The sequence below is a fragment of the Blautia sp. MCC283 genome (assembly GCF_018785565.1).
GTDB lineage: Bacteria > Bacillota > Clostridia > Lachnospirales > Lachnospiraceae > Blautia_A.
Genome location: NZ_WQQB01000016.1, coordinates 88,282 through 113,775 on the forward strand (window position 1 = coordinate 88,282; position 25,494 = coordinate 113,775).

At 42.8% G+C, this 25,494-nt stretch carries 18 protein-coding genes and 1 pseudogene; 7 read left to right on the forward strand and 12 right to left on the reverse strand.

Annotated features, from left to right (window positions below; translation table 11 throughout):
* Positions 1 to 387 precede the first annotated feature (387 nt).
* The 6 genes from GPK81_RS05955 to GPK81_RS05980 all read right to left on the reverse strand — a co-directional run bounded on the left by GPK81_RS05955 (position 388) and on the right by GPK81_RS05980 (position 11,969).
* A complete protein-coding gene (locus GPK81_RS05955) occupies positions 388 to 7,740 on the reverse strand; it encodes a leucine-rich repeat protein (protein WP_330627583.1) in 7,353 nt (2,450 codons plus the stop codon).
* A gap of 9 nt (positions 7,741 to 7,749) precedes the next feature.
* Entirely contained in the window at positions 7,750 to 8,703 is a 954-nt protein-coding gene (locus GPK81_RS05960) for a leucine-rich repeat domain-containing protein (RefSeq protein ID WP_215706698.1), read from the reverse strand.
* Positions 8,704 to 9,152: 449 nt separating this feature from the next.
* Positions 9,153 to 9,599 carry a threonine/serine exporter family protein gene (locus GPK81_RS05965; protein ID WP_021975922.1) on the reverse strand — a complete coding sequence of 149 codons (447 nt, stop codon included), beginning with the start codon at positions 9,597 to 9,599 and terminating at the stop codon, positions 9,153 to 9,155.
* Positions 9,600 to 9,678: 79 nt separating this feature from the next.
* A complete protein-coding gene (locus GPK81_RS05970; RefSeq protein WP_118062203.1) occupies positions 9,679 to 10,434 on the reverse strand; it encodes a threonine/serine exporter family protein in 756 nt (251 codons plus the stop codon).
* Positions 10,435 to 10,920: 486 nt separating this feature from the next.
* Positions 10,921 to 11,346 carry a flavodoxin gene (locus GPK81_RS05975; protein ID WP_215706699.1) on the reverse strand — a complete coding sequence of 142 codons (426 nt, stop codon included), beginning with the start codon at positions 11,344 to 11,346 and terminating at the stop codon, positions 10,921 to 10,923.
* A gap of 29 nt (positions 11,347 to 11,375) precedes the next feature.
* The gene (locus GPK81_RS05980) at positions 11,376 to 11,969 is read right to left on the reverse strand and encodes a DUF3793 family protein (protein WP_021975925.1); all 594 of its coding nucleotides are present in this window, start codon (positions 11,967 to 11,969) and stop codon (positions 11,376 to 11,378) included.
* A gap of 357 nt (positions 11,970 to 12,326) precedes the next feature.
* Here GPK81_RS05980 and GPK81_RS05985 point away from each other — a divergent pair, with 357 nt between their 5' ends.
* Both GPK81_RS05985 and GPK81_RS05990 read left to right on the forward strand, forming a co-directional pair.
* On the forward strand, positions 12,327 to 12,731 hold the full coding sequence (locus tag GPK81_RS05985; protein WP_021975926.1) for a Fur family transcriptional regulator: 405 nt from the start codon (positions 12,327 to 12,329) through the stop codon (positions 12,729 to 12,731).
* A 106-nt stretch (positions 12,732 to 12,837) separates the two neighbouring features.
* A complete protein-coding gene (locus GPK81_RS05990) occupies positions 12,838 to 13,383 on the forward strand; it encodes an NADH peroxidase (RefSeq protein ID WP_215706700.1) in 546 nt (181 codons plus the stop codon).
* A 293-nt stretch (positions 13,384 to 13,676) separates the two neighbouring features.
* On the opposite strand, the gene GPK81_RS05995 is transcribed toward GPK81_RS05990, so the two are convergent.
* The 3 genes from GPK81_RS05995 to GPK81_RS06010 form a co-directional block, all read right to left on the reverse strand.
* Positions 13,677 to 14,285, reverse strand: a complete 609-nt coding sequence (locus GPK81_RS05995; RefSeq protein ID WP_118050044.1) for a recombinase family protein — start codon at positions 14,283 to 14,285, stop codon at positions 13,677 to 13,679.
* 194 nt (positions 14,286 to 14,479) lie between these two features.
* Positions 14,480 to 14,860 (reverse strand): DUF5640 domain-containing protein, encoded by a 381-nt coding sequence (locus GPK81_RS06000; protein WP_215706701.1) that lies wholly within the window; start codon positions 14,858 to 14,860, stop codon positions 14,480 to 14,482.
* A 281-nt stretch (positions 14,861 to 15,141) separates the two neighbouring features.
* The gene (locus GPK81_RS06010; RefSeq protein ID WP_215706703.1) at positions 15,142 to 15,429 is read right to left on the reverse strand and encodes a hypothetical protein; all 288 of its coding nucleotides are present in this window, start codon (positions 15,427 to 15,429) and stop codon (positions 15,142 to 15,144) included.
* A 492-nt stretch (positions 15,430 to 15,921) separates the two neighbouring features.
* On the opposite strand from GPK81_RS06010, the gene GPK81_RS06015 reads away from it, so the two are divergent.
* From GPK81_RS06015 to GPK81_RS06025, 3 genes are read left to right on the forward strand one after another with little or no spacing between them, the layout of a single operon-like run.
* Positions 15,922 to 16,173 carry a hypothetical protein gene (locus tag GPK81_RS06015; RefSeq protein WP_215706704.1) on the forward strand — a complete coding sequence of 84 codons (252 nt, stop codon included), beginning with the start codon at positions 15,922 to 15,924 and terminating at the stop codon, positions 16,171 to 16,173.
* A 58-nt stretch (positions 16,174 to 16,231) separates the two neighbouring features.
* Positions 16,232 to 16,735 (forward strand): hypothetical protein, encoded by a 504-nt coding sequence (locus tag GPK81_RS06020; protein ID WP_215706705.1) that lies wholly within the window; start codon positions 16,232 to 16,234, stop codon positions 16,733 to 16,735.
* Positions 16,736 to 16,750: 15 nt separating this feature from the next.
* Positions 16,751 to 16,945 carry a hypothetical protein gene (locus GPK81_RS06025; RefSeq protein WP_215706706.1) on the forward strand — a complete coding sequence of 65 codons (195 nt, stop codon included), beginning with the start codon at positions 16,751 to 16,753 and terminating at the stop codon, positions 16,943 to 16,945.
* A gap of 116 nt (positions 16,946 to 17,061) precedes the next feature.
* Here the strand turns inward: GPK81_RS06025 and GPK81_RS06030 are convergent, their stop codons facing one another.
* Positions 17,062 to 18,273, reverse strand: coding sequence for a tyrosine-type recombinase/integrase (locus tag GPK81_RS06030; RefSeq protein WP_215706707.1), 1,212 nt, complete (start codon positions 18,271 to 18,273; stop codon positions 17,062 to 17,064).
* A 132-nt stretch (positions 18,274 to 18,405) separates the two neighbouring features.
* On the opposite strand from GPK81_RS06030, the pseudogene GPK81_RS18525 reads away from it, so the two are divergent.
* Positions 18,406 to 18,489, forward strand: a pseudogene (locus GPK81_RS18525) (NADH peroxidase); the annotation flags it as partial.
* Positions 18,490 to 18,539: 50 nt separating this feature from the next.
* Here GPK81_RS18525 and GPK81_RS06040 read toward each other — a convergent pair.
* A complete protein-coding gene (locus GPK81_RS06040) occupies positions 18,540 to 19,118 on the reverse strand; it encodes an HD domain-containing protein (RefSeq protein ID WP_118070919.1) in 579 nt (192 codons plus the stop codon).
* Positions 19,119 to 19,527: 409 nt separating this feature from the next.
* On the opposite strand from GPK81_RS06040, the gene GPK81_RS06045 reads away from it, so the two are divergent.
* On the forward strand, positions 19,528 to 20,022 hold the full coding sequence (locus GPK81_RS06045) for an HD domain-containing protein (protein ID WP_178745726.1): 495 nt from the start codon (positions 19,528 to 19,530) through the stop codon (positions 20,020 to 20,022).
* Between the two features lie 169 nt (positions 20,023 to 20,191).
* On the opposite strand, the gene GPK81_RS06050 is transcribed toward GPK81_RS06045, so the two are convergent.
* Complete coding sequence (locus tag GPK81_RS06050) at positions 20,192 to 24,979, reverse strand: bacterial Ig-like domain-containing protein (RefSeq protein ID WP_215706708.1); 4,788 nt, start codon at positions 24,977 to 24,979, stop codon at positions 20,192 to 20,194.
* Positions 24,980 to 25,494: the final 515 nt, after the last annotated feature.

Here is a 25,494-nt window from a genome sequence, read left to right on the forward strand (position 1 = left end):
CTGCCTCGCGGCAAAAACCTCATCAGGTACAGCAAACTCTATACCCTTCCGCTATAACAGGCGATCCTGTCACTGCCTGCCGGTGTCCATTAAACGGGACATTCGCATTCCGCTTATCGCATTCAAACCGGGTCAGCAATGCCTCTCTGAAGCCATCTTCCATCTGCGCCTGCACATCCCTCTCAGTCTCGGAACTCTTGCACAAAATGAATCTTCACATTTCACTCTGCTACATATCCATAAACGCAATCGCTTCATAATATGCGTTCAAAAAAGTCCTCCGGGGATTTCCCTGTAGTGTGGTGTACACATGTACTCTCTTCTTCCACGAGTTTTCCATATGGGAAAATCGTAACACATTTCCAGTGGTTTGTAAACGGGGAAATATTAATTTACGGTTACTTTACATTTCACAGTTTTGGTTCCGGATTTCACGGTGATCACTGCAGTTCCTTTTGCTTTTGCGGTGATCTTGCCGTTGGAAGCTACAACTGCTACGGATGTTTTGCTGGATGTATAAGTTACTTTTTCCTGGCTTGTTACCGGAGCGAGAACTGGCTGTAATACCCTGCTCTGGCCTTTCTTTAAAGTTACTCCTGCCGGGATTCCGGAGATTTTTGTTGTTTTTACAGTTGTCGGCTGAACAGTAACTTTCACTGTTTTCTTAAGACCACTCTTTAATGTGATCGTGATCGTTGCAGTTCCCTTCAATGCACCGGCTGTAACTGTGCTGGTTCCATTCGTTTTTCCGGATACTGTGACAACCTTTGTATTACTGGATTTCCAGGAAACGATGGAGTCACCGCTTTTCAGGCCGGAAACTTTCAGCACTGTCGTTTTCTGTTTTGTCTTTAAGAGAAGTGAAGTTACGGAAGTTTTCATATATGGTGTTAATTTCTTTCCATAATCTCTGGTCTCTGTTTTCTGACAGGTATCGCAGATACGTGTCTGAACTTCCGGTTTGAATACTGTTGCTGCTGTTTTTGTAGTCCATGCTGTAAAGCTGTGACCAATTGCAGGAATTTCTTTCTGCTCGCCAAGGATCTTTTTGCAGACACTGCAGTACGGAATTTCCATTCCTTCTTTTTCACAGGTAGCTGCTTTTATCACAAGCATTGTTTCTGTATGACCCAATGCCGGAATCTCCTGCTGCTCTTTCAGAGTTTTTCCGCAGGCTGTACAATGGCTTCCTTCCGTTTTTCCTGGTGTTTCACAGGTTGGCTCTACTGCCTTATCTGTAACCGCTTCTTTATGACCGGTTGCCGGAACTTCTTTCTGTTCCTTCAGTATTTTACCGCAGATAAAACAATGACTTCCTGCCGTTTTTCCTGACTCCTCGCAGGTCGCTGCTACTGCCGGATCAATGGTTTCTGTATGGCCAAGAGCCGGAATTTCTTTCTGCTCTTTCAGTATTTTGCCGCAGACGGAACAATGACTTCCTTCCGTTTTTCCTGGTGTTTCACAGGTGGCGGCTGTTGCCTCATCGGTTACTTCTTCTGTGTGTCCGGTTGGCGCAATTTTTTCCTGTTCTTTCAGTACTTTGCCGCAGGTCTGGCAATGGCTGCCTTCGGTCTTTCCGGATTCTTCGCAGGTTGGAGCTACGGCTTTATCGATCACTGCTTTATGATATGTTACCGGAAGCTCTTTATGGCTGTTCAGAATTTTGTGGCAGGTGCTGCAGTATACCAGGGCATTTCCCGGTTCCTGACAGGTCGCTGCTTTTGTTACCATTTCCGCTTCTTTGTGTCCCTGTGCCGGAATTTCCTTCTGGGCTTTCAGGATCTTATCGCAGATCTTACAATGACTTCCCTCAGTTTTTCCTGCTGTTTCACAGGTGGCTTCTATGGCCTTATCAATGACTTCTTTATGTCCAAGAGCCGGTATTTCTTTCTGAGTTCTCAGTACTTTACCGCAGACGGAGCAATGGCTTCCTTCCGTCTTTCCTGATTCTTCACAGGTTGCTGCTACTGCCTCATCGGTTACTTCCTGATGCTCGATCATCGGAAGTTTTTCTGTTCTGGTTTTCTCGCAGTTTGTACAGGTGTAGCTCTGCTCACCTTCTTCAGTGCAGGTTGCCTCTTTAATGATTTCTCCTGCCTCCCAGTTATGTCCGATGGCTGGAATTTCTTCCTGTTCCTTCAATATTTTACCACATACTGAACAGTGGATTCCTTCGGTTTTTCCTGGTTCTTCGCAAGTTGCTGCTACTGCCTCATCGGTCACTTCCTGATGCTCGATCATCGGAAGTTTTTCTGTTTTTGTTTCTTTGCAGTTTGTACAGGTGTAGCTCTGCTCACCTTCTTCGGTACAGGTTGCTTCTTTGACGGTTTCTCCTGCTTCCCAGTTATGACCGGTTGCCGGGATTATTTTCTGCTCTTCTAATACTTCACCGCAGACGGAGCAATGGATTCCCTCAGTTTTTCCATCTTCGGTACAGGTTGGTACTACAGGATCAACCGTTATCGGATCATGGCCTGTCGCCGGAATTTCTTTCTTATCGGTCAGGATCTTATGACAGGTGCTGCAAAATACCATCGCATTTCCTGGCTCTGTACAGGTTGCGGCTTTGGTTACTACTTCGACTTCTGTATGTGGAGATGCCTCAATCTCCTCCTGGGATTCAAACACTTTACCGCAGACAGAACAATGGCTTCCTGCTGTTTTTCCTGGTTTCTCACAGGTTGCATCTTCTGCTTTATCGTCCACGATCGTATGGCCGGTTGCCGGAATTTCTTTTTCATCCGTCAGGATTCTCTTACAGCTGCTGCAGTATACCAGGGCATTTCCCGGTTCTTCACAGGTCGCTACTTTGGTTACTACTTCTACTTCTGTATGAGCAAGACGTGGAATTCCCTTTCGTGGTTCCAGGACTTTCTGGCATACAGAACAGTAGCTTCCGCCTGTCCATCCCATGGATTCACAGGTTGGTGCGATCTCTGCATCGGCTACTTTTCTGTGGCCGGTTGCCGGAATCTTTTTGTGATAATTTAAAACTTTCTCGCAGGTGCTGCAATATACAAGAATGTTTCCTGCCTCTTCGCAGGTCGCTTCTTTTGTTATGATCTCAGCTTCTTTATGACCCAGTACCGGAATCTCTTTCTGGGCCTTTAAAACTTTCTCGCAGGTCTTACAGTGGCTTCCCTCTGTTTTTCCTGTTTTCTCACAAGTCGGGTCTACGGCCTCGTCGATTACTTCTTTATGACCGGTTGCCGGAACTTCTTCCTGCGCTTTTATAATTTCGTTGCATACAGAACAGCGGATTCCTGCTGTTTTTCCTGCTTCCTCACAGGTCGGTGCTATAGCTTCATCGATCACCTCTGTATGACCCAGGGCAGGGATTTTTTCTGTTTTGGTTCCCTGGCATTTTGTACAGGTGTAACCCTTCTCGCCTTCCTCTGTGCAGGTTGGATCTCGAAGGATTTCTCCCTCTTTCCAGTCATGGCCGGTTGCAGGGATCACTTTCTGGAACTCAAGGATCTTTCCGCAGACAGAACAGTGTTTTCCTTCTGTTTTTCCATCTTCGGTACAGGTTGGCTCTACGGCCTTATCTGCTACCTCGGTATGGCCTGTTGCCGGGATTTCCTTTTTATCAGTAAGAATCTTATGGCAGGTGCTGCAGTATACCATTGCGTTTCCTGATTCTTCACAGGTTGCTGCCCTGGTTACCAATTCTACTTCTGTGTGACCAGTTGCTGGAATCTCTTCCTGTTCTTTTAAGATCTTTCCACAGATCTCGCAGTGGGTTCCTTCGGTTTTTCCTGCTGTTTCGCAGGTCGCTTCTATTCTTTCATCTGTTACCTCGGCATGTCCACGAGCCGGGATCTCTTCCTGTGCCTGGAATACGAAATCGCATCTGGAGCAGTGGCTTCCCTCGGTCTTTCCAGGTGTTTCACAGGTCGGGTCTATGGCTTCATCCTTTACTTTCTCATGGCCTAAAGCGGAAATACTTTCTGTCATGGTGTTTCCACAGTTCATACAGATCAGTGTACGCTCGCCATCTTCGGTACAGGTTGCTTCTTTTGTAATTTCTTTTTCTGTCCAGCTATGTCCTGTCGGAGGAATTTCCTGCTGCGTCTGAAAAACAAATCCACATTCAGAACAATGGCTTCCTTCGGTTTTTCCCGGCGTCTCGCAGGTCGGTGCTACATATGCATCTTCAACTATCGTATGTCCGGTAGCCGGAATTTCTTCCTGGGCTTTGAGCACAGTACCACAGACAGAGCAATGGCTTCCCTCGGTTTTTCCTGCTGTTTCACAGGTCGCTGCTACACCTTCATCAATCACCACATTATGTTCCTGAAGCGGAATCTCTTCTTCATAAAACTCTCCGCAAAGACTGCAGATCATCTTTTTCAGGCCGGTTTCTGTGCAGGATGCCGGATGTATGATCGTTTCTTCATAAGAATGGTCGTGGTTCGGATCATAATTATAGTACACCGTTGCATGGTTAATATCATCTTCTGTTAAACCATATTTATCCCATTCTGCCTTTGAGCCAGTGTATCGAATCACGGAAAGGCCAATGCGCTCTGAAAAAGCTGTGTTTGCAATTTCTGTTACCGTATTCGGGATCGTGATAATGCTCAAATTCTCGCAAGAACAAAACGCTTTCTGGTTGATATCAGTTACGCTTTCCGGTATTTCAATTCTTCTGATATTGTAGCAATACTCAAATGTACTATCACTGATCTCCGTTAGATTCTTTGAAAGTTTCACAGTTTCAAGATTGAAACAACCGGAAAATGCACTGCTTCCAATGCTGCCGACTCTGTCTGGAACTGCAATTTTTTTTAAGCTGCCACAGGAAGCAAATGCTCCACTTCCAATATTTTTCAGCACAGATGGAAATGTTACTTTTTCCAGTGAATAACAGCCGCTAAACGCATTATCTCCAATATTTCTTACATTTTCCGGTATCACAATTTCTTTTAACGCCGCACAGCTGAAAAATGTCCCTTCCTTTATATTGATAATACCGCTTGGTAATTCAATACCTGTCAGGCTGCTGCAGTTCTGAAATGCTCTCTGATCAATCTCTGTTACTGTTTCAGGGATTGTAACAGTTTTAAGACTTTCGCAGGTATTAAACAGATATTCTGGAAGAGTTGTAACACCTTCCGGAATTGTGATCGAAGTGATTTTTTTGCAATCCCCAAAAGTCTCTGCTCCAAGTTCCTTCAGATCTTTTGGCAGTGTCAGTTCAACAAGATTTTCACAGCCATAAAACGCTTGCCTTCTTATGTACTTTACATTATCCGGAAGCGTTACACGCTTTAAGTTCCGGCATCCGTCAAAAGTACCTTCCTGAATTTCACTGATTCCCTCCGGAAGTTCCGCTTTTTTTAGTTTACTGCATTCTGCAAAAGTTCTTTCTCCAATTTTTGTAAGGCTTTCAGGAAATATAACCTCTATAAGGTTACTGCAATTCCGGAACGCCTGGCTGGAAATACTTTTAAGTCCTTCCGGCAAACTTATTTCTTCAAGACTTATGCAGCTATAAAATGCATTTGAACCAATATCTGTAACATTTGTAGAAATTGTAACTTTTTCAATATTATTCCATCCTGAAAAAGCAGATTCTCCTATCTCCGTGATCCCATCTTCTACACTTACTTCAAATATGTAATTTTTATAACTGTTCCATGGCTCCAGAGTATCACTTTGATTCAATATTGCTCCATCGCCTTTAAATACCAGTTTCCCGTCTTTATACAGAATCCAGCTGATCGAGCCATTATAGCCTGATGCACGGACACTGTTATCTTTGTCAATTGCCTCTGTTCTGGTAGATCCGCAGGATTTACAGGTATATGTCCTTTCTCCTGCTTCTGTTGCCGTAGGATATTTGGTTATTTTTCCTTCGTCCCAACTGTGTCCGGTTGCCGGAATTTCTTCCTGTTTCTGATAAACCTCACCACATCCGGAACAATGGCTTCCTTCGGTTTTTCCCGGTTTTTCACAAGTTGGTGCTACTGCTTCGTCAATGACTTTCGTATGGCCTGTTGCCGGAATTTCTTCGGTTTTTGTTTTCTGGCATCTTTTACAGGTGTATTTTTTCTCACCTTTCTCTGTACAGGTTGCAGGAGTGACTTCACTCTCTTCCCAGTCATGTCCCAGCGCCGGGAAAAGTTCCAGCTGTTCCTGAAGGATTTTTCCACATACAGAACAATGACTTCCTTCAGTCTTTCCATTTTCTTCACAGGTCGCCTCTATCGCTTCGTCTTTTACCACTGTGTGTCCGGCAGGTGGAACTTCTTCCTGTTCTTTCAGGATCTCATTACATACAGAACAGTGACTTCCTTCTGTCTTTCCACTTTCTTCACAGGTCGGTGCTACTGCCTCGTCAATAACCTCTTTATGTCCGGCAGCCGGAATTTCCTCTTTATAGGAATCTCCGCAAAGACTGCATACCATCTTCTGGAGGCCTTTTTCTGTACATGTGCTTGCTTCTATGACATGTGGTTCATAAGAATGTTCATGGTTTGGATCGTAATTATAATAAACAGTTGCGTTGTGAATATTGCTGCTCGTTAAACCAAGCTTATCCCATTCTTCTTTTGAACCGGTAAATCTGATAACTGAAAGACCCCAGCTGGAATTAAGAGCCTCTTTACTGATACTTGTTACAGTATTCGGTATAAGAAGAATACTGTTTCCAGCTTCCGAAAAACTGTCTTTTCCTATACTTGTAATTCCTTCCGGTATTGTAACTTCTTCAAGGTGATGGCATCCCATAAACATGCCCTCTGTAATACCGGAAATGTTTTTTGATAATGTTACTTTTCTGAGTTTATGGCACTGACCGAATATTTTTTCCCCAATATTTTTAATGCTGTCTGGCAGCACAATTTCTTTCAGTTCTTCACAATAATAAAATGCCATATCTCCAAGGCTCTCTACACCGTCCGAAATTGTCGCAGTTTCCAGCGCTACGCACCCATCAAAAGCTTCTGCACCAATACTTTTTACACTGCCTGGAATATTAATGGACTGAAGACTGCTGCAATTACCAAATACATTGTCTCCGATCGTTTTTACATTGTCCGGAATATTAATGGACTGAAGACTGCTACAGTGGGAAAATGCACCATTTCCAATATTCTCTATGCTGTCTGACAACGTAACTTTCTGAAGATTTGTACAACCATCAAATAACCCTACCGGTATATCCGTAACTTCAGCTGACAGTACAACCTCCGACAAACTGCTGCAATTACCAAACGCTTCTGTTCCAATACTTTTTACTTTATCTGGTATTGTTATTTCTTCCAGAGACTGACATTGATAAAAAGCATACTGGTCAATATTCCTTACATTATTCGGAATATTAACAGATCTCAGGCTGATGCAGCCATAAAATGTATATTGTTCTATATTGGTAATGTTTTCCGGAAGAACAAGTTCTGATATTTTTTTACAGCCCCAAAATGCTCTTTCTCCGATTCTCGTTACTGTATTCGGAATATTAACACTTTCCAGACTGATACAGTCCTCAAATGTATAGCCTGGAATTGTATATATTTTTTCAGGAATATTTACTTTCGTAAGTTTTTTGCATCCGTAAAAAACGTTTGTCCCCATACTTGACAGACTTTCCGGCAACACAACTTCTGTAAGATTTTCGCAATTCTCAAACTCACCATTTCCAATACTTGCCAGTCCCTCTGGAAGTGTTACACTTGTCAGACCGCTGCATTCCCAGAAAACGCCCCAGTCCATTGTCGCAACTTTATCCGGGATTTTAACGCTCTACAGTTTCGTACAATATGCAAAAGCCTGCTCCCCAATTGTTATAATACTGTCCGGCAGATCAATGCTGGTAAGACTCACACATTTTGTAAACATGCATTCCGGAATTGCTTTAAGATTTTTCGATAATGTTACATGCTCCAGACTTGTACATTCCTCAAACAGTTTTCTTCCAACTTCTACAACGCTGTCTGCAATTGTAACGTTTTCAAGAATGCCACATCCGAAAAAAGCATAATCGCCAATATATGTAATTCCATCTTCCACTGTCAGACTTGTTATCTGGCTCTTGTAACTGTTCCATGGTACCGATGTTTCACTATAATATGGAGGTACCAGACCATTTCCTGAAATTACCAGCTCTCCGTCCTCATATAAAGTCCATGTAACATTATCATTTACAGCTCCACTGGCCGTAACACTCTTCGCAGTCTGCGTATCTACAGAATCTGCACTCTCCCCATCCGAAAACACATCAATCGCAGCTGCATCCGTTTCCTCTTTTTCCAGAGAGTCACCTCCCTGCATATCCTGCTGAAGTTCTTCTTCATTGGATATCTCATCTGAGATATCATTCTGTCCTGAGCTTCCATCAGGAGCTACATCCGCAATATTATTCTGTTCTGCATTTCCATCAGATGCCGCCTCTGAGATATCTCCCTGCACTGCATTCCCACCAGACGCTGCATCCGCAGTATCACCCTGCGCCATACTTACATCAGATGTCCTCTCTGCAATATCCTCTTGCGCCGCACCTTCGTCAAAATTCCCATCTGCTTCTGCAGATGCCGCACTGGCATTTCCAGCCTCCAGTTGTTCTGATCCTTCATCTGCTGTCCCTCCGGAACTGTCCGTCAGAAATCCCGGATCATCAAAAGCAAAAACCTCTGTCGGAGCCGCAGACAAGACCATCACAGATGACAGCATAACTGCCAGAACCTGTTTCAATTTCATTCCCCATCCTCCTGTCTTTTGTCCAATAAAGCGGACATTCACATTCCGCTCTGCTACATGTATATGAACGCAAACACTTCATAACTTACGTTCACACTCTATATCACAATTCTACCCTACATCCCCAAATAAAGCAAAGCCAAACCAGGCATTTCCGGCAGATTTGGCACTACTGCTGATTGTTTCTGCAAGAATTTGTCTATTTTTTTCAACAGTGTAAATCCCTTCCGACGTAAGTTGATCCTGTCCGGAAGCCAGTTCCATATCCCTGGAACATTCCCAAATAATCTCTTATAAGTTAATCAAATATTCATACTACACATTCGGCATAAAAAAAACACACAGCAGTTTTCATTCCTGCCATGTGTCATTAACTATCATTCCACATCTACATCCAGATCAGATAGATATCGCCATCCAAATTCCACCTTATCATGCGTTTCATACACTCACATCCGTCTCTGCCTGTACATCCACCGCCAAACCATCCGAAAAGCAATGGTCGTCAACGTCATACCTGCAGCCATGCTCGCCGCAAAAAGGATCGTATAAATCCCGTCCTTCTGAAAATTCGCCCAGTCCTTCATCATCATCCAGTTCATAGTACGATACAATGCCGCCCCCGGAATCAACGGAATCGTAGCAGAAACCAGAAAAACCGTAACCGGCGTCTTGTGAACCCTCGCCATACACTCCGCATACAAAGTAATCGCCACCGTTGACCAGAAACCACAGACATATGGACTGGGAGTCACAAACTCCACCGCCAGATAAACCGCCCAGGACAAACAGCCCCCCAGAGCCGCAAACCACAATTTTTTACCATGTATATTAAACAACGCCGCAAAACCAAGCGACCCTGTAAAGGATACAATCAGCTGTATGATCTCTCTCATATTTTTCCTCCATATTCATGGACACACCGTTGTCTCTGTTACCGTTCTTCGCCATGATCACATTTCTGCCTGAACCCCCTCAGAACAACAGATTCGCCGCTGTAAAACCAAGCCCCACAACCAGCGCCAGCAAAATCGACTCCATACACCGGATCAAACCCGTGATCGTATCCCCGGAAAACATATCACGCAGCGAATTAGTAAACGCAATACCCGGAATCAGCAACATAATATTACCAATACTGATCAGATCCGCATGATGCCCCAGCCCGATCAGCACAGTAAGATTGGAAAGGACACCACCCGCTCCACAACACAAAAGCACCGTAAGCAGCGAATTCAGCGCCCCCCTTTTCACAAAAGCCTCAAACAACTTCAACGCAATACCGATCAACGCCGAAGCGATCATATCATTAAGATCCCCGCCAAAAAAAACAGAAAACGACCCGGAGATCACCGCATAGATCAAAATCTGCGTCCGAAAAGAATATCCCTTTTTATTCCGGATCACATCCAGCCGCCTCTGAATCTCCTCCGGCTTCGGTCGAAACTCACAGATAAATCTGGAAAGCTGATTCAGATCATCCAGCCTCCCCAGATCATTCGCCATCCCCGGCACCCGCCGCGTCTGCGTACAAATCCCGAAATCCTCACCATAAATCGTCGTCACAATACTGGAAGTAATGGAAAAAACATCCGCCCGGGAAGCACCATAAGCCAGGCAGATACGACGGATCGTATCCTCAACACGCCCAACTTCAGCACCACAGCAAAGAAGCTGCTCCCCAATCGTCATCGCATAATACAAATACTGCTCCGCCTCATCCCTCGTCATCCGGCACACCTCCCTGTACAACTATTTCATCCCCATCTATTTTAGGACAGCTAAATATCAAAAGCAACCAAGTTCCCCACGTTTAAATATTCATTTCTTCTATATTTCCTCAAAGCAACAAACTCCCAACGCCCATCAAGCCGACAACGAAACACCCAATACCTCTAAGCCAACAGCAAAACACCCAATACCTCTAAGCCGACAGCGAAGCGCCTCGGCCCCCACCACCTCCCGTCAGACCACAAGGAAACTCAGCCTTTCCTCCCAGCCGTCCAGCGAAGCGCTGACGGCTCATCCAACCTCCGGGAAACCACTCAACCTCACACCCTAATCCAACCTCCCGAGCAGCCGCCTCATACTCTCCGTCTTGAAACACCAGCTGGCAAGGCGTCCGTACCTTATTATCAAAGAAAAAAGCCGCCCAGACAAACAATCCAGGCGACTCCCAAAATCCAATGCTCAGCTCTATATTCAATTAATCACATCTTAAGCCAGCTTGCCACCAAGCTCACGGCAGGCAGCCAATCCCTCATCATCAGGAGTATTATTGCAGATAAGCCCCTCATCCTCAACAAGCTCAGCCCCAGCATCCTTAGCTCTGTCGCACCAGGTTCTCATCCATTCACCATCGCCCCAGTCATAGGAACCAAACAGCGCAACCTTCTTACCAGACAGTTTACCCTCAAGATCAGAGAAAAACGGCTCAAACTCACCATCCTCAAGCTCCTCATCCCCCATAGCCGGACAACCAAGAGCCAGAACATCAAAAGAAAGCGCTTTATCCACATCAGCATCAGCCACTTCCATAATCTCAACATCTGCACCAGCAGCCTTGGCACCTTCCTCAACAGCCTGCGCCATAGCCTCTGTGTTACCTGTAGAAGACCAGTAAATAATTCCTACCTTGCTCATCTCAAAAACCTCCTGTTTTAAACTTTATATTATACGCACATCTGAGATGTACAGAGATGCTTCATACCAACAACCTGCAAAATCGAATACCCCGCACGGATCTGTGCCGCAGTAAACTCCCGGCACTTATCATAACTGTCAAAAACCCTGCGAGCCTGCTCCACGTTATCATAAACCTTCCAGTAACCACACATCTTGCAGCCACTGCCCCCGAACTTCCGAAAGCCCTTCACATCCTCAATAGGATACCCCAGAAAAAGCCCGATCTCATGAGGAAACTCCGTCTTATGAAAAAATCTCTCCTTCAAACGGACAATCATCTCATCCAGAGAACCATCTATATTATAGCCATCCTGAAGCAAAAGATTCCTGGCCTCATCCTGCGCCAGATATTCCTGCAGCATATCCGGCCGGTACACCAGAAGTAGATAATGCTTCCTGCATCCACAGATGATCTCCATACGGATACCCTCCCGTTCAAGACCCTCCTTATAATCCGAAATGATCTCCGGCAGCTCCGGCATCCTCTCTTTGGAAAAAGAAACAAGATTCGCCGGTTTCATTCCCATTAAAACAGGGGAACAATGATAACCTATGACAGATTCAAATTTTTCACAAGTCATTTGCATTCTCCTTTACGCTTTAGTTAGATTTCTCTAACTATTGTAAATATACTACTAAAGTTAGTCTCTGTCAACTTATTTTTTAAAAATTTTCAATAAGAATTTTTTACTGATAAAATCCCATCATTATGGGCAAAATATACCTGATAAAACAGTCTGACAGATACTTTTTTTATTTCCGATCAGAGCAGACAAATAAAAATATCCTTACTTCATCTGACCATGTAAAGCAAATATACACAAATATATAATAGAAAATTAGTATAGAATTTTATCGCAAAAACTCTTGACAAAATAAGTCCTGTCGTATATTATAATATCAGTAATAATTACTATTACTGATATGGAGGAAATATTATGGCAGCACTTAAATACAGCCGTCAGAGAGAATCGATCAAGGAATTTCTGAGATCCAGAACAGATCATCCAACGGCAGATACAGTATACGAGAATCTTCGGCAGATTTATCCGAATATCAGTCTCGGAACTGTCTACCGTAATCTTTCTCTTCTCAGTGACATCGGCGAGATCCGGAAGCTGACCAATTTCGGAAGCGCGGACCGCTATGATGGACGCGTCGCACCGCACTCACATTTCATGTGTACGAAGTGCAACCGGGTGATCGATATGCAGTCAGACAGTCTCAATGGAATTTTGGAGCAGGCAGCCGCAGAATTTGTCCATGGCAAGGTTTTTGACGTAGATGCAAGCTTCTATGGAATCTGCAAGGAATGCCTTAAAAAAGAAGAAAAACAGTCTTGACAAAATAAAGATCACATGTTACTATAAAACAGTAATAATTACTATTATTAATTAAGAAGAAACACAACTAAACAATAAATTTCAATAAGAAAAGGAGATTATCACTATGGCTAAATGGGTATGTACAGTATGCGGTTATGTTTATGAAGGCGAGCAGGCACCGGAAGCCTGTCCAGTATGTAAAGCACCAGCTTCCAAATTCCAGAAACAGGAAGGCGAGCTCACATGGGCAGCTGAGCATGTTGTAGGCGTAGCTAAGGGTGTCAGCGAAGACATTCTTGCAGACTTAAGAGCAAACTTCGAGGGTGAGTGCTCTGAGGTTGGTATGTATCTTGCAATGGCAAGAGTTGCTCACAGAGAAGGATATCCGGAAGTAGGTCTCTACTATGAGAAAGCAGCTTACGAGGAAGCAGAGCATGCAGCTAAATTCGCAGAGCTCCTTGGTGAAGTTGTAACAGACAGCACAGAGAAGAACCTTCAGATGCGTGTAGAGGCTGAGAACGGCGCTACAGCTGGTAAATTTGACCTTGCTAAACGTGCGAAAGCTGCTAACCTTGACGCAATCCATGACACAGTACATGAGATGGCTAAGGACGAAGCTAGACACGGAAAAGCATTCGCAGGTCTTCTTAAGAGATACTTCGGAGAATAATTTCTAACACAACCTCGCATAAAATAAGTCTTTTTACAAGAGGGAATCACGAAAGTGGTTTCCTCTTTTTTTGCTGCTTCTGCTGATTTTTTATATTTCCTGTGTCCTTTGCGTGTCCTGCTGCCTTTTTGAAAATCCTAAATGCAAGAAAATGTGTCTTTAAAAAATGTGTCCCGCATTTTAGTTATTCTCTGTCATATTTACAGGCTGTAAAAGTGTCCCTTGCGTGTCCCACTGCCTTTTGAAAAGTCCAAAAGTAAGAAAATGTGTCCTTTAAAAATGTGTCACGAAATTTAATTGTTTTCAGTCATGTTTACAAGTTTATAAAAGCTTGTTCTTTTGGTATTTGTCTGTTCCATTGCGGTCTTTGCAGTAATCTCTCCCGCTTTCCAAGAGGAATAGACTTCATTCCAGTTTTCGGGAAATGTGAGTGCGGGACGTCCAAGACGTTTTCCGTTCTGTTTGGCTGCTGCAATCCCCTCTGCTTGACGCTGTTTGATTGTTGTGCGTTCTTGTTCTGCGATTGTTCCTAATACTTCAATCAGAATATTGTTTACCATCTCAAAAACCCACTCTTGCCCCTCTGGTAAGTCCATCATAGTAGTTGGCAAGTCAATCACTTTCAAACGAATGCCGTTGTCTTTGAAATACTGCAATTCGTTGTGAATGTCGCTTTTGTTTCTGCTCAATCTGTCAAGGGATTTTACAACAAGTGTATCGCCGCGGCGCAGCATGGCATTTTTTAATGCTTGATAACCTTTTCTGTCTAAATCCTTTCCGCTTTCCTTATCTGTGATAATATCTCTTTCATCTGCTCCAAGAGCCTTGAAAGCTGCTATCTGACGGTCAAGGTTCTGCTCTTTACTTGATACTCTTGCATAATAGTATGTGCGGCTGTTCATGTTTGCGCCCTCCCATTTCCTTATGTTCGTATTATATCAAAAGTGTTCGTAAATGTCAATATATTTTGCGAATATGTTTGTAAATATAAAAATAACTTTCTCGAACATAAAAATACACGCTATTTTGCGTGTTTGTAAAGGTGTACTCTTACGAACAGATATAATAAAGAGCAGGGCACGCGCCCCGCTCTTTATTAATCTTTATGCAGTTCGTTATCAAGACTGCCATCACCCTTATCGAATAATTTAAGATTACCATTATTATAAGAATATTCAATAGTGGTATCTTCCCTATCAGGATATGTAATCACAATTTTATCTTTTTCAATTTTATATGTACCCATATGGAATGAGTTTTTTGAGGAAGCATCATCATTAATCCAGGCAGCTTCAACAGTGTCATCATTACTAAATTTATAAATTTGATGACATTTTTCACCAAGCGCAGTAGCATATACGTCGTAACCCCATGTTCCGCGTAATGCTTCTTTAATTTCTTTTTCATTAGAACCACATGCAGTAAGCATACTGATGGCTAATGTAAATATTGTTAAAAACGTAAATATCTTTTTCATAAATTTCTACTTTTTCCCTTTCACACAATTTCTTTAAAGATATGTAATAATATTAAAAGTACTTTCCTTTTTTAGTATTTTTACAGTGGTTAACTTATTTTATGTATTCTGTGCGTCGATTACAACGCGCACTGCGTTTACAGCGGCTTCCCGTTCGTGAACATAGCGTGAAACTGTTCCGCAACTACGCCCCATAATTCTTGCAACCTCTTTGAAACTGCCACTTTTTTGGTAAAGCTTCCACATTAAATCTTTTTCGACCTGAGTTACCCGTGTCGCCATTATTTAGTTTCCTTTGTTTCTTTTGCCGCTTCTGCTTCTAACACTTTCCTCGCTTCTTCTGGGGTCATAGCTTTTTTGCTACGTGTAGAAGTCTTTGCATTGCTCTGTGTTAATAAACGATTGTCGGTATCTTCCATAGCTTTTTCATAGGACTGTTTGATACGGTCAATAGGTTTTACAGGCTCTGCGCCGTATTTCTGCAACTTTTCATTTTCCTCAGCAATTCTTTTGAAAAAATTGTCTGGAATGATGATAATGTCTCTGTCAAGGTCAATAGTCACACGCATTTTTATTTCCTCCTTAGAATTAAAAGATGTAAGATTTTGTTTAATTTTCACAAAATTTGTACTTTTAATTATATATATATATACATTCTGTCAATAGTCTGTTTGATTATTATTTTTTCTGTGTTGAAATTATCCTATTTTAGCTTAATGCACTTTGTTTTATCTTATTTTATTGAAATATAGTCTTATTTTAATGAAATAATACTTAAAACAACATATTCTGCTCTATTTCAGCTAATTAAGCTATAATAATCCTTATTTCAACGATAACGGTAAATAAAAAAGTGATTTCGTGTCGAAATTGTCCACGCATAAACCGCGCCACGCGTAAAAATAATATTTTTCCCGAAATAGGGGCGGGGGTGGCAGCAGGTTTATTGTATTCTCCTGCCAAGTTAAAACGCCCTTTATTTTATTCAAATAAAAAATTTTGTTATAATATGTTCATAAGAAAAAGAAATTTCTTAAATCTAAAAGAAAGGGGGATACCGTATGTTTGATGACAATGGATTTACTTATCAATTTGCTGAATTTCTGAGAAAAGCAGGAGATGTAAATTTATCATATACATTCCAAAAGGAAATGATGAATCAGCAACTTTATAAACAATTAGAGCATGAACAAATTGTCCACGAAGTAACCGAAAAAGTTTTATCACGTTTAAATACAACAGTTGACACGCAAGAGATATTTAACAAAATAGATGGACTAAACGACAAAATAGACAGTTTAGAACGTAAATAAGAACACACTGGCGGGCGGTTCTACCGCCCTGCCATTCCAATAGAAAAGAGGTTTATATATGCCTTATACAGTACCTAATCAGCGTACCGTATTCATTCATAGAAACCTGCTTTTAAATGATTTCTTAGGAATACAAAACGCGAACTGGCAAGCTGCGGCGCGCGACTTAGGCGCACACGCGCTCATGCTTTATTTATACCTTGCGTCTAATGCTAATAATTTTGAGCTTGCGCTCTCACCTGCTGCCATAAGGCAGGCAATAGGAATGCCTGTGTCCACCTATCGCGACCAATTTGTAAAACTGGTAGATAAAGGGTATCTTGTGCAGCGCAAGGAAAGCAATATCTATGATTTCTATGAAATACCACAACGCGTCACGCATACAGAGCCAATAGAAACGATTGACGGCTTAGACTTTACGGCTGACGCTTATGGAACGCCGCAAACCGTAAATAACGAAGCGGGAAAGGATATAGAAATAAATATAAATAAAACAGATACTATAAATATTAGCGGCGTGGAGAAACAAGTTTCTCCTACGCCGATGCAATTCAATTTTTAAAGGGGAGAACTCACTATGACAGAAAAAGAAATGTTAGGAACTTTACAACTTGTTTGGGATAATATGGGCTTACAAATGCAAGATAGAGAAGTATGCGGGGAAATGCTTGTACTTCTGGATAATATGTATCATCTTTTGCATGATGATTTACAGTGTCCTTATCCTGTGCGTAAATATGAGATAAATGAGGGTGGAGTATTTGATTTCTAATAGCTTTAAAATAAGCGGGAAGCCTTGCGCGTCCCGCTTTTCTTTTGTATAGATAAAATATCCGTCTGCTGCTGCCGCGTGCCGTAAATAGCCGTTTCATGCGTCACACGCTTATTTTATATAGCGTTTAAATTTCTTACAAGAATATCAATTCCAGACTTTGAAACTGCAAGATAATAACGCTCTGTGACTTTTCCGCTTGCGTGTCCCATCTGATTACAAAGAATGTGTGTAGGTGTATTTAACTCTGCAAGACGCGTGCCGTATGTATGGCGCAGATAGTGATATTTAAAGTCTATTTTTAATGCTGTTTTGATTGTTCGGCTGTGATATTTCATAGAATTTACAGTCTGTATTTTTCCGTTCGATAAACTGTTTACTAATTCTAAAGATGAAATTTTGTTACCGTCAACATCATAAATATAAGTGCAATTTTGCGCCCGCTGCGCCTTTAAATCAACCTCATGCGCTTTTGTTTCTGCCGCAAGTCTTACAAAATAGTCTTTTAGCTTCTGGCTCATATAGATTACACGCCGCGCGTTGCGCGTTTTCAGCGGTACAAGTTTAATCAAGCCATCTTGATACTGCATTTGTCGGTCTATAGTTATTCTGCCGTTCTCAATATCAACATTTTCCCATTTTAAGCCGTAACACTCATTGATACGCAAGCCGCAGCACTTTCCCAACAGATAAGCGGTTTCTGCATTTGTGCCTTGAAAATAAGTGTCAAGGCGTTCTGTTTCTTCTTTGCTGAATGCTACAATTTCGGTATCTTCATCAATCTTCATTTTCGGCATACGAATCCGAACATCTTTGTTTACGCATAATTTGTTATATACATCTACATCTAAATAATTGCGAGAATACGCCTGTCCGAATATCAGATAGAACATTTTCAAAAAACCCTCTACATACTTATAAGCGCGTCCCTCGTTGTAATACAGAAAAGAAAGATAGTCATTTACTTCCGCAACAGAAATGCTGTCAACATAGCGCGAACCAAATTTTTCTTCAAGATGATTTTTCCATAAGCTGTTTTGTTTCTTTATCGTGGAATATGCTTTTCCGCTGCGCCCCTGTTCGCAATATTCCATGTAAACCTCTCCAAAAGTCATGCGGTGTTCTGGCTTCTGGTTCAGACTTGCTTCAAAACGCATTTCTGCAATCGCTTTTGCCTGTGCTGCTGCCCGCTTTGTTTTCAAAGGGTTTCCCGCTTCATCTTTTGAGCCTTTGCGGTTTACTCTTTTCCCATCTACTGTTTTTGTGAAACGATAGCACCAGTTTCCGTTTGGTAATTGAGATATTCCTAAATCCTGTGTTTTTGTCATTTTTGTCGCCCTTTCCTGTGTTCTGGGGACACATTTTTTAGGATTTTTCTTTTACTTTTGGAGACACCTGTGTTTCTTATAAAAGATAAGAAATCCTTTATAATACAGAGGTTTTGAAGTCACGAGCGAAGCGAAGTGACTTATGAAATGGCTAAAGACGAAGCTAGACACGGAAAAGCATTCGCCGGTCTGCTTAAGAGATACTTCGGTAAATAAGAAATCCGCATAAAATCATAAAATAAAGATTTTTAAAAGAGGGAGCCAGATTATATGGTTCCCTCTTTTCTGTTGCATTCAATCTTCCGCACACTGTCCTCGCGTACCTGATCACGAAGCTCTGTCAGATAATCTGAGAATTTCACCTGCTCATCTCCGTAAGTCATCTGCAGATCATATTCCAGCGGGATCCAGGTTTTAATATCGGATTCATTGTGCTGGATCAGAGCTTCCAGCTTGTCCAGAGCTTTGTAAATCCTGGATTCCAGAGTCTGCTGTGCTTCCATTTCCTGATATAGTTCTGCCATCTCTTTATCAAATGGCTCCGGAAGGGTTTTTACCCACTCGCCCAGTACATCCGCTTCTTTTTCCGAATCTTTATCCGTTTTTTCAAAAGCTGGGATATCCCCGGTAAAAGCTTCCCCCAGGTCATGGATCAGACACATTTTCATAATTTTCAGAAGATCCGCATCCGGAAACTCATCGCTGACAAAATAAGCCATCAGTGTAATTCTCCAGGAATGCTCCGCAACACTCTCCCGCCTTCCACCGGATGTGTAGCAATGACGCACCGCATCTTTTAATCTCTCTGCAACGGAAAGTACTTCGATCAGTTTTTCAGGTTTCATATCCATTCACTCTCCTCAGTCTTTTAAGAATGTCTCTCGACAATATTTTTTTCGCTGAGTCAAGCGGATATTCGCAATCCGCTTCGCTACGTAGCTCTACACCAAATAACTGCTCCGCAGTTTATCAGGAGGAGCTTTCACTCCTCCTGATACAAGCAAGTCCCCACCCACTGCTTATTACTTTTCGCAATTTAAGCAGGGGACTTACTTGATTTGATTAAACTATACCATACATCCCTTCCGGACAAAACCTCCAATGCGACTGGCATTCACATTCTGATCGACACCCCACAGCAAAGTCTAAAAAAATTTGTTCCAACTAATTTCTAAAAAAACTATAAATTTTATTGCATTTTTCGCCATAAGCGTCATAATGAAATTATAAACAGAAGAAAGAAGGTGATTGCCGATGGATATCACAGTGTCGGATGAGGTCTCACGGGAATATCATGAGCTTGTGAAGAACATCCTCTGCAACAGAGAGTTCCTGAAGCTGAGCCTGTACACCCACCACCAGTGGACCACACGGCTCATGCACAGTATTAATGTTTCCTATCTTTCCTGGTTTATTGCCAGGAAACTGGGGTGTGATGAGAAGGCTGCCGCAAGGGCAGGACTTCTTCATGATTTCTGCCCTTATGATTTCAAGGCAGAGACACCAACCGGTGAGCATCAGGCGTTTTATCACCCGAAGGCTGCCGCAGAAAACAGTGCCACTCACTTTGACATGACGGACAGAGAACTGGATGCAATCCTCTCACATATGTTCCCTCTGGGGCCTCTTCCACGTAACAAAGAAGCCTGGATCATCAGCATTGCCGATAAAGCCTGCGCCATAGCGGAGGGCTTCCATATCGCCATTGCACTGGCCAGACGAAACCGGATTGTCATCAATCCGGCATGATCTCCGCTTTATGCGGACGTCTCAGAGTATACCTTCCGTATCCTCTGATCACACTTTTATGTCATTGAAACATTACGAAGTAATTTTCATGGCACAAAAAAACAGGGCTGTCATTCCTGACAGACCCTGTTTTTTTGTGTAAGTTTTTCTGTAAAGTTTTTTGTAAGTTTTATTTTACAGTAACTTTGCAGGTTACTTTCTTGGTTCCGCTCTTAACTGTGATGACTGCGGTTCCTTTTTTCTTTGCTGTGATCACACCTTTGCTGTTGACTGCTGCTACGTTCTTGTTGGAAGAAGCGTAAGTGATCTTCTCTCCTGCTGTGAACGGGCTGAGTACAGGTTTCAGGGTTGTGCTCTTACCTTTTGTAAGGGTAAGTGCGGATTTTACTCCTGTGATCTTAACAGTCTTTACGACAGATTTCTGAACGGTTACTGTGATGTAGCCTTTCTTTCCGCTCTTCAGAGTTACAGTGATCTTTGCTTTTCCTGTCCTGGAACCAGCTGTGATCACGCCCTTACTGTTGACTGCTGCTACGCTCTTGTTGCTGGATGTCCAGGATTTTACGGAATCACCATTTGCAAGGCCGGTTACTTTCACCTTTGAAGTGGACTGTTTTACTTTGAGAGTAAATTTAGTTGTGTTCAGCTTCAGGGTTGGTGTCAGTTTCTTGCCGTAGCTTCTTGTTGTCTTGGCACCGCACTTGGAGCAGGTTCCTGTCTGTACTGCCGGCTTAAATACTGTCGCTTTGGTTGTTGTCTTCCATGTGTAAGTATGTTTTGTGCATTTCAGTTTCGGAACAGACTCTGTCTTCTCATAACCGCATACTGTACATGTGTAAGTCTTAACACCATCTGCTTTGTAAGTAGCTTTCTTGGTGATCTTTCCTTCATCGAAAGTATGCTCTGCATAGCTGTCTTTCTCTGTGTTGTCTACTGCCGGGCACCAGTTGTCCAGGCACTCATGCCAGTGGCCAGTCGCATCGCTGGACCAGGCAGCTGCCGGTTTATGCTCATGCTCTGCCGGATAATAATCTGTATAGTGGAATACGATCACATCGTTATCTTCCAGATACTGCTGAATTACACTGAGATCCGGATGAACGCCATTCAGAGTGTACATCCAGCCACTGAACTTACCGTTTGTAAACTCTGCAAGCTCTTTATCAGATCCCTTAGGAGTGATTCCCTCAACATAGTTTCCAGCTGTGTTTCTCCAGGTGTATTCATTCTCTGTCAGAACCTGGCGGAATACATCATAAACTGTTGCGTTTGCATCTACTTCATAAGTTTTTGCTTCGATCCAGGTATCCAGGTTTCCTGCATGAAGTGTATGATAGGTGTTATCCTCATCACTGTCATGGATACTGTCTCCAAGTAATGAGAAAGTAACGCTGATCTTTCCATCTGTTCTCTTAAGAACTTTTACATTAAGAGTCTTGACAAATTTGTTGTACTCGAGCTTCAGCTCCTGTGTTCCACGAACGTTCTTGTCATATCCTGTGATCTCTACTTTATCAAGTGGAACATCTTCTGTTGTACCGTCATTGTATTTCGCAGTGATCTTCATTCCTGTAAGATCCAGGTCATGTCCAAGATAGAAGGTTGTCTTGTAATCGCCGGAAAGCTCCAGATCCATGATCACTCTCTGGCCGATCGGAGCCTCACCGATCTCATCTTTTGTTGCAGATTTCGCAAGCTTGTCTGCATCTGCACCCATCGGGTCATCTGTACGGTTGTGGTCTGCACGCTCAACACCTGCAATGCCCTGCGGCAGTTTTTCCGGAATGCCACCCTTTGTGCTGTAGTATCCGATTCCTTCGATCTCTGTCGGGTTCTCGCAGCTTGTGTCGATATACTTGATAAATCCGATTCCCTTTGCAGCGTTGCAGTCATAAAGGTTATCGTTAATGTACATGTACTTGTCCAGGCCGTGGATATAACCTACGATGCCGCCTACATAAGTACCATCTGTTGCTGTTACAGTTCCTGTAAACTTGTTATACTGGATGTATCCGATACCGTTTGACCAGCACTGTACGATACCAGGCTCTGCTCCAAGGATACCGCCTACATAATTCTTACCGGTAACTGTTCCGGATGCATAACAGTTCTTAATAGTTACTGCCGGTGTATTCGGTGCACTATCCAGACCAAATCTGGTTCCACCATAACCACCGCCGGAAATACCGCCTGCATAGTTTCCGCTTGCCTCAACAGTTCCGTCGAAGATACAGTACTGAAGGCTGTAAGATCCCATAGTCTGGCCCTTATTACCGCAGATACCACCTACATAATCCACACCGTAAACGGTTGCATGGCTTACGCAGTTCAGCATATATCCGTTGTACTCACCGCCAAAGGAACCAATGTGTGACTGTTTCTTATCATATCCGATGATAACTCCAGCCTCTACGGTACAGTTGGTCAGGTTGACTGCATTGCTTCCGGATGCATATCCGCCAAGGAATCCGGATTCCAGTGTCTGTGTTCCGCTCTTCAGTGTTACACGGTCACAGTTGATGGTTGTTCCGATGTTATAATGCTCTACAACACCTGCAGATGCGATCTGCTCTCCATAAATATCCAGGTTCTTCAGAGTTGCTCCGTGAGTAATACCAAAGAGGCACTTCTCACCTTTCGGAACAGTAAGGAGATGTCCATCTCCGTCAATGGTTCCGTTAAATCCGGTTGTTGAGGTACCGATTGGTGTCCAGTTTTCCGGAAGTGTAATGTCTGCTGTGATTTTAAAGAATCTGTCTGTGAAATCTACTTTCTGATTGTTTACATAATCCGCTAATGTGGAAATATCCTCTGTTGTTCCAAGAAGGTATGGATCACTCTCGGTTCCCATTCCTTCCAGACCATCCATCTTTTTGCCTTCGTAAACAGTTACGGAAACAACATCACTCTTTGTAGTAGCTGTTAAAGTCTCTCCGGCTCTGGTTGTTATTGTGTTCGTAAGTTCACAATAATACCACTTAACGCCGACTTCATCTGTCTTATATCTGGAATAGTTTGTATAATCTGTTGCGCCTTCAATAGCGGTAAATGGGCCGTCTTTCTGATCACTCACATACCACTGTCCGGTCATTTTTCCAAGCAGCGGGTCGCTATAATCCGGCGTTACACTTAAATCTCCATAATAAACGGTAGATCCCAGACTGTATTCCCTGTTTACAGGCTGTGTGACAATTTTGATCGGTACAGCTTTTGTTGCTGTAACAGTTACCAGAAATCGCTCTGATGCTACTTTTTTAAATTCTTTATATTTATCTGCCGGTGTCTTGCAGGATGCTTCACAGGTAACATAATATACACCATCTCTTAAGACCGGAGTAAATGTTTCTCCTGTATTTGTGCCTGGCATAGTATAGTATTTTGTATCCTCAGGATCATCCGACTCTGCGTACTTCCATCTGTAAGTGATCTCAGCATCTTCTGCTCTGCTGACAGCTTCTGCTTTAAATGTAACGATATCTGTTGAATCAGAATCGTATTTGTAACCACCTTCCGGAACTGCGGATCCATCTGCAACCGATACCTTTACAGTTGTCGGTGTTGGATCTAAATTTATAGTTACTTTCGCAGTATCACTTGTTGTGGAATATGTCTGTCCATCTGCTGTAGTATTGGTAACAACACAGTAGTAATAAGATACATCCGTCTTATCTACCAGGCCGTTCATCTCCAGTGTAGCTCCTGTACCGTTCTCTACCGGAGTTCCGCCTTCATTCTTATTCTCTGTATTCTTATACCACTGATAGCTGAGGGTTCCGCTTGCTGTTGCGCGGACAGATAATGTTCTTGTCTCTGTATCGTAAGCAGTAACATTATCCGGCTGCAGTCCGATTCGTGGAGTATCACCCTTAGTCTGACAAAGCAATGTCAAAGTATACTCTTCACTTACCGCATTTTTAGATTCATCCGGCTCAATGGATTTTAATGTGATCTTCATCTGATCATTAGAATCCCATTCGATCGGAAGTTCTGTTGTTGCGCGGTACTTACGATTCTCATACTTTGTCTCTACCTTTGTCCCGTTTATCTCTACCTCATAAGTCTTATGGATAGAACTTGGGCCAGTTGTAACAGCGATTGTCTTGGCATCGTATGGAATGGACATTCTGTAATCATGTGTTGTAGGTGTAAACACCGGACGTAAAGTATCGTTCGCTTCTCCATCTACCACAGCACTGATAGTATCAAGGGATGTAGAACGACGGATATGTACTGTATAGTTGACATCATTCTCATCCAGATAATCCATGTTTTTTCCGGCAACGAATACCTTATCTTCACCGGTTGAAACACCACCACCCGGTGCACTGATACCTGTCCAGTCACCATTAGTCAGTGGCCGTGCTGTCATATTGCCCCAATACTTGGTGTTATATTTGGCTACATCATTTGAATTTGCAAGCTCTACATAAACATAATAGCTATATTCTGTATCCGGCACAATGATCGTATATTCTTTGTCACCGTCTACAACCGGCTCGATTGGAACATACTCACCATCATCATTCTTCCATGCGAATTTTATAGTCTTAAACGCCGGTTTCTCACTGCTATCTGTTGTTCCTTCTGTGGTATCACCGGCACTCAGGGCTGCCTGGTCTCCATCTGTAAATCCAGCTGCGGAATCATCTCCAGGTTCCTCTGCCTGGCTCTGATCCTCCGGAGTCTCCAGTTCTTCCGGAGTCTCCTCCTGTAAATCGTCCTGCGTGTCTTCCTGCAATGCGGCATCTTCTGCAGTATCAGCAACCGCATCTGCTGCGTCTGCATCTGCTGCATCCTGCTGTACTTCATCCTGCGTATTCTCTTCTGTCTGTACAGACTCAACCTGTGCGGCAGCGTCTGTGAAATCGTCTGCCCATGCTGACATCGGAGCAGAAGCGATCATCGCACCACTGAGAAGAATACTGAGAAGTCTCTGTAGATTCTTGTTTGCTTTCATATCTTTCCTCCTTTTCCTTTTTCGAGGTCCGACTGAATGACCTTTTTTCATTGCCCTGAATCACTGAAAAAATGGTCTTCACGGTCCTTTTTTTCTAAAAAAGTACACAAAAAAGGCAACAGCAAATCTCCCCTCTGGCCATAAATTGCTGTCTTAAAAACAATTCATGTCCGAACAGTAAATATGCTGTTACCTGATAGACGTCCGATATGCAAAAACAAAATCTACCTTCTGCAAAAATCCCCCGCGTTTCGACTATACGAAAGTGCATCTACCTGTACAGGAATTCCGCCTGTCTCCTATAAGGATTTCCAAAAAAGCAGTTACTGTTCACTTCATTACCGGTGAACAGCAACAAAAAGTATTCAGTTCAAAACCTCTTGTTCTGATTTTAACATCATTATCACAACCCGTCAACCTTTGCGGGAAACTTTTACACGACAAACGCATGAATGGTTAGCAACTGCAAATTCTATTTTTTTCTACTTTTTAAGCTTCTAAAAGCTCTTCTAAAT

Excerpts from the sequence above, each read along its gene's own strand:
- GPK81_RS05975 (WP_215706699.1), bottom strand. The coding sequence starts at position 11,346 with ATGAGCAAGGTAGGAATTATTTACTGGTCTTCTACAGGTAACACAGAG.
- GPK81_RS05990 (WP_215706700.1), top strand. The coding sequence starts at position 12,838 with ATGGCTAAATGGGTATGTACAGTATGCGGTTATGTTTATGAAGGCGAG.
- GPK81_RS05980 (WP_021975925.1), bottom strand. The coding sequence starts at position 11,969 with ATGACTTGTGAAAAATTTGAATCTGTCATAGGTTATCATTGTTCCCCT.
- GPK81_RS06050 (WP_215706708.1), bottom strand. The coding sequence starts at position 24,979 with ATGAAAGCAAACAAGAATCTACAGAGACTTCTCAGTATTCTTCTCAGT.
- GPK81_RS06040 (WP_118070919.1), bottom strand. The coding sequence starts at position 19,118 with ATGAAACCTGAAAAACTGATCGAAGTACTTTCCGTTGCAGAGAGATTA.
- GPK81_RS05965 (WP_021975922.1), bottom strand. The coding sequence starts at position 9,599 with ATGAGAGAGATCATACAGCTGATTGTATCCTTTACAGGGTCGCTTGGT.
- GPK81_RS06015 (WP_215706704.1), top strand. The coding sequence starts at position 15,922 with ATGTTTGATGACAATGGATTTACTTATCAATTTGCTGAATTTCTGAGA.
- GPK81_RS06025 (WP_215706706.1), top strand. The coding sequence starts at position 16,751 with ATGACAGAAAAAGAAATGTTAGGAACTTTACAACTTGTTTGGGATAAT.
- GPK81_RS06045 (WP_178745726.1), top strand. The coding sequence starts at position 19,528 with ATGGATATCACAGTGTCGGATGAGGTCTCACGGGAATATCATGAGCTT.
- GPK81_RS06030 (WP_215706707.1), bottom strand. The coding sequence starts at position 18,273 with ATGACAAAAACACAGGATTTAGGAATATCTCAATTACCAAACGGAAAC.
- GPK81_RS06000 (WP_215706701.1), bottom strand. The coding sequence starts at position 14,860 with ATGAAAAAGATATTTACGTTTTTAACAATATTTACATTAGCCATCAGT.
- GPK81_RS05970 (WP_118062203.1), bottom strand. The coding sequence starts at position 10,434 with ATGACGAGGGATGAGGCGGAGCAGTATTTGTATTATGCGATGACGATT.
- GPK81_RS06010 (WP_215706703.1), bottom strand. The coding sequence starts at position 15,429 with ATGCGTGTGACTATTGACCTTGACAGAGACATTATCATCATTCCAGAC.
- GPK81_RS05985 (WP_021975926.1), top strand. The coding sequence starts at position 12,327 with ATGGCAGCACTTAAATACAGCCGTCAGAGAGAATCGATCAAGGAATTT.
- GPK81_RS05960 (WP_215706698.1), bottom strand. The coding sequence starts at position 8,703 with ATGAAATTGAAACAGGTTCTGGCAGTTATGCTGTCATCTGTGATGGTC.
- GPK81_RS06020 (WP_215706705.1), top strand. The coding sequence starts at position 16,232 with ATGCCTTATACAGTACCTAATCAGCGTACCGTATTCATTCATAGAAAC.
- GPK81_RS05995 (WP_118050044.1), bottom strand. The coding sequence starts at position 14,285 with ATGAACAGCCGCACATACTATTATGCAAGAGTATCAAGTAAAGAGCAG.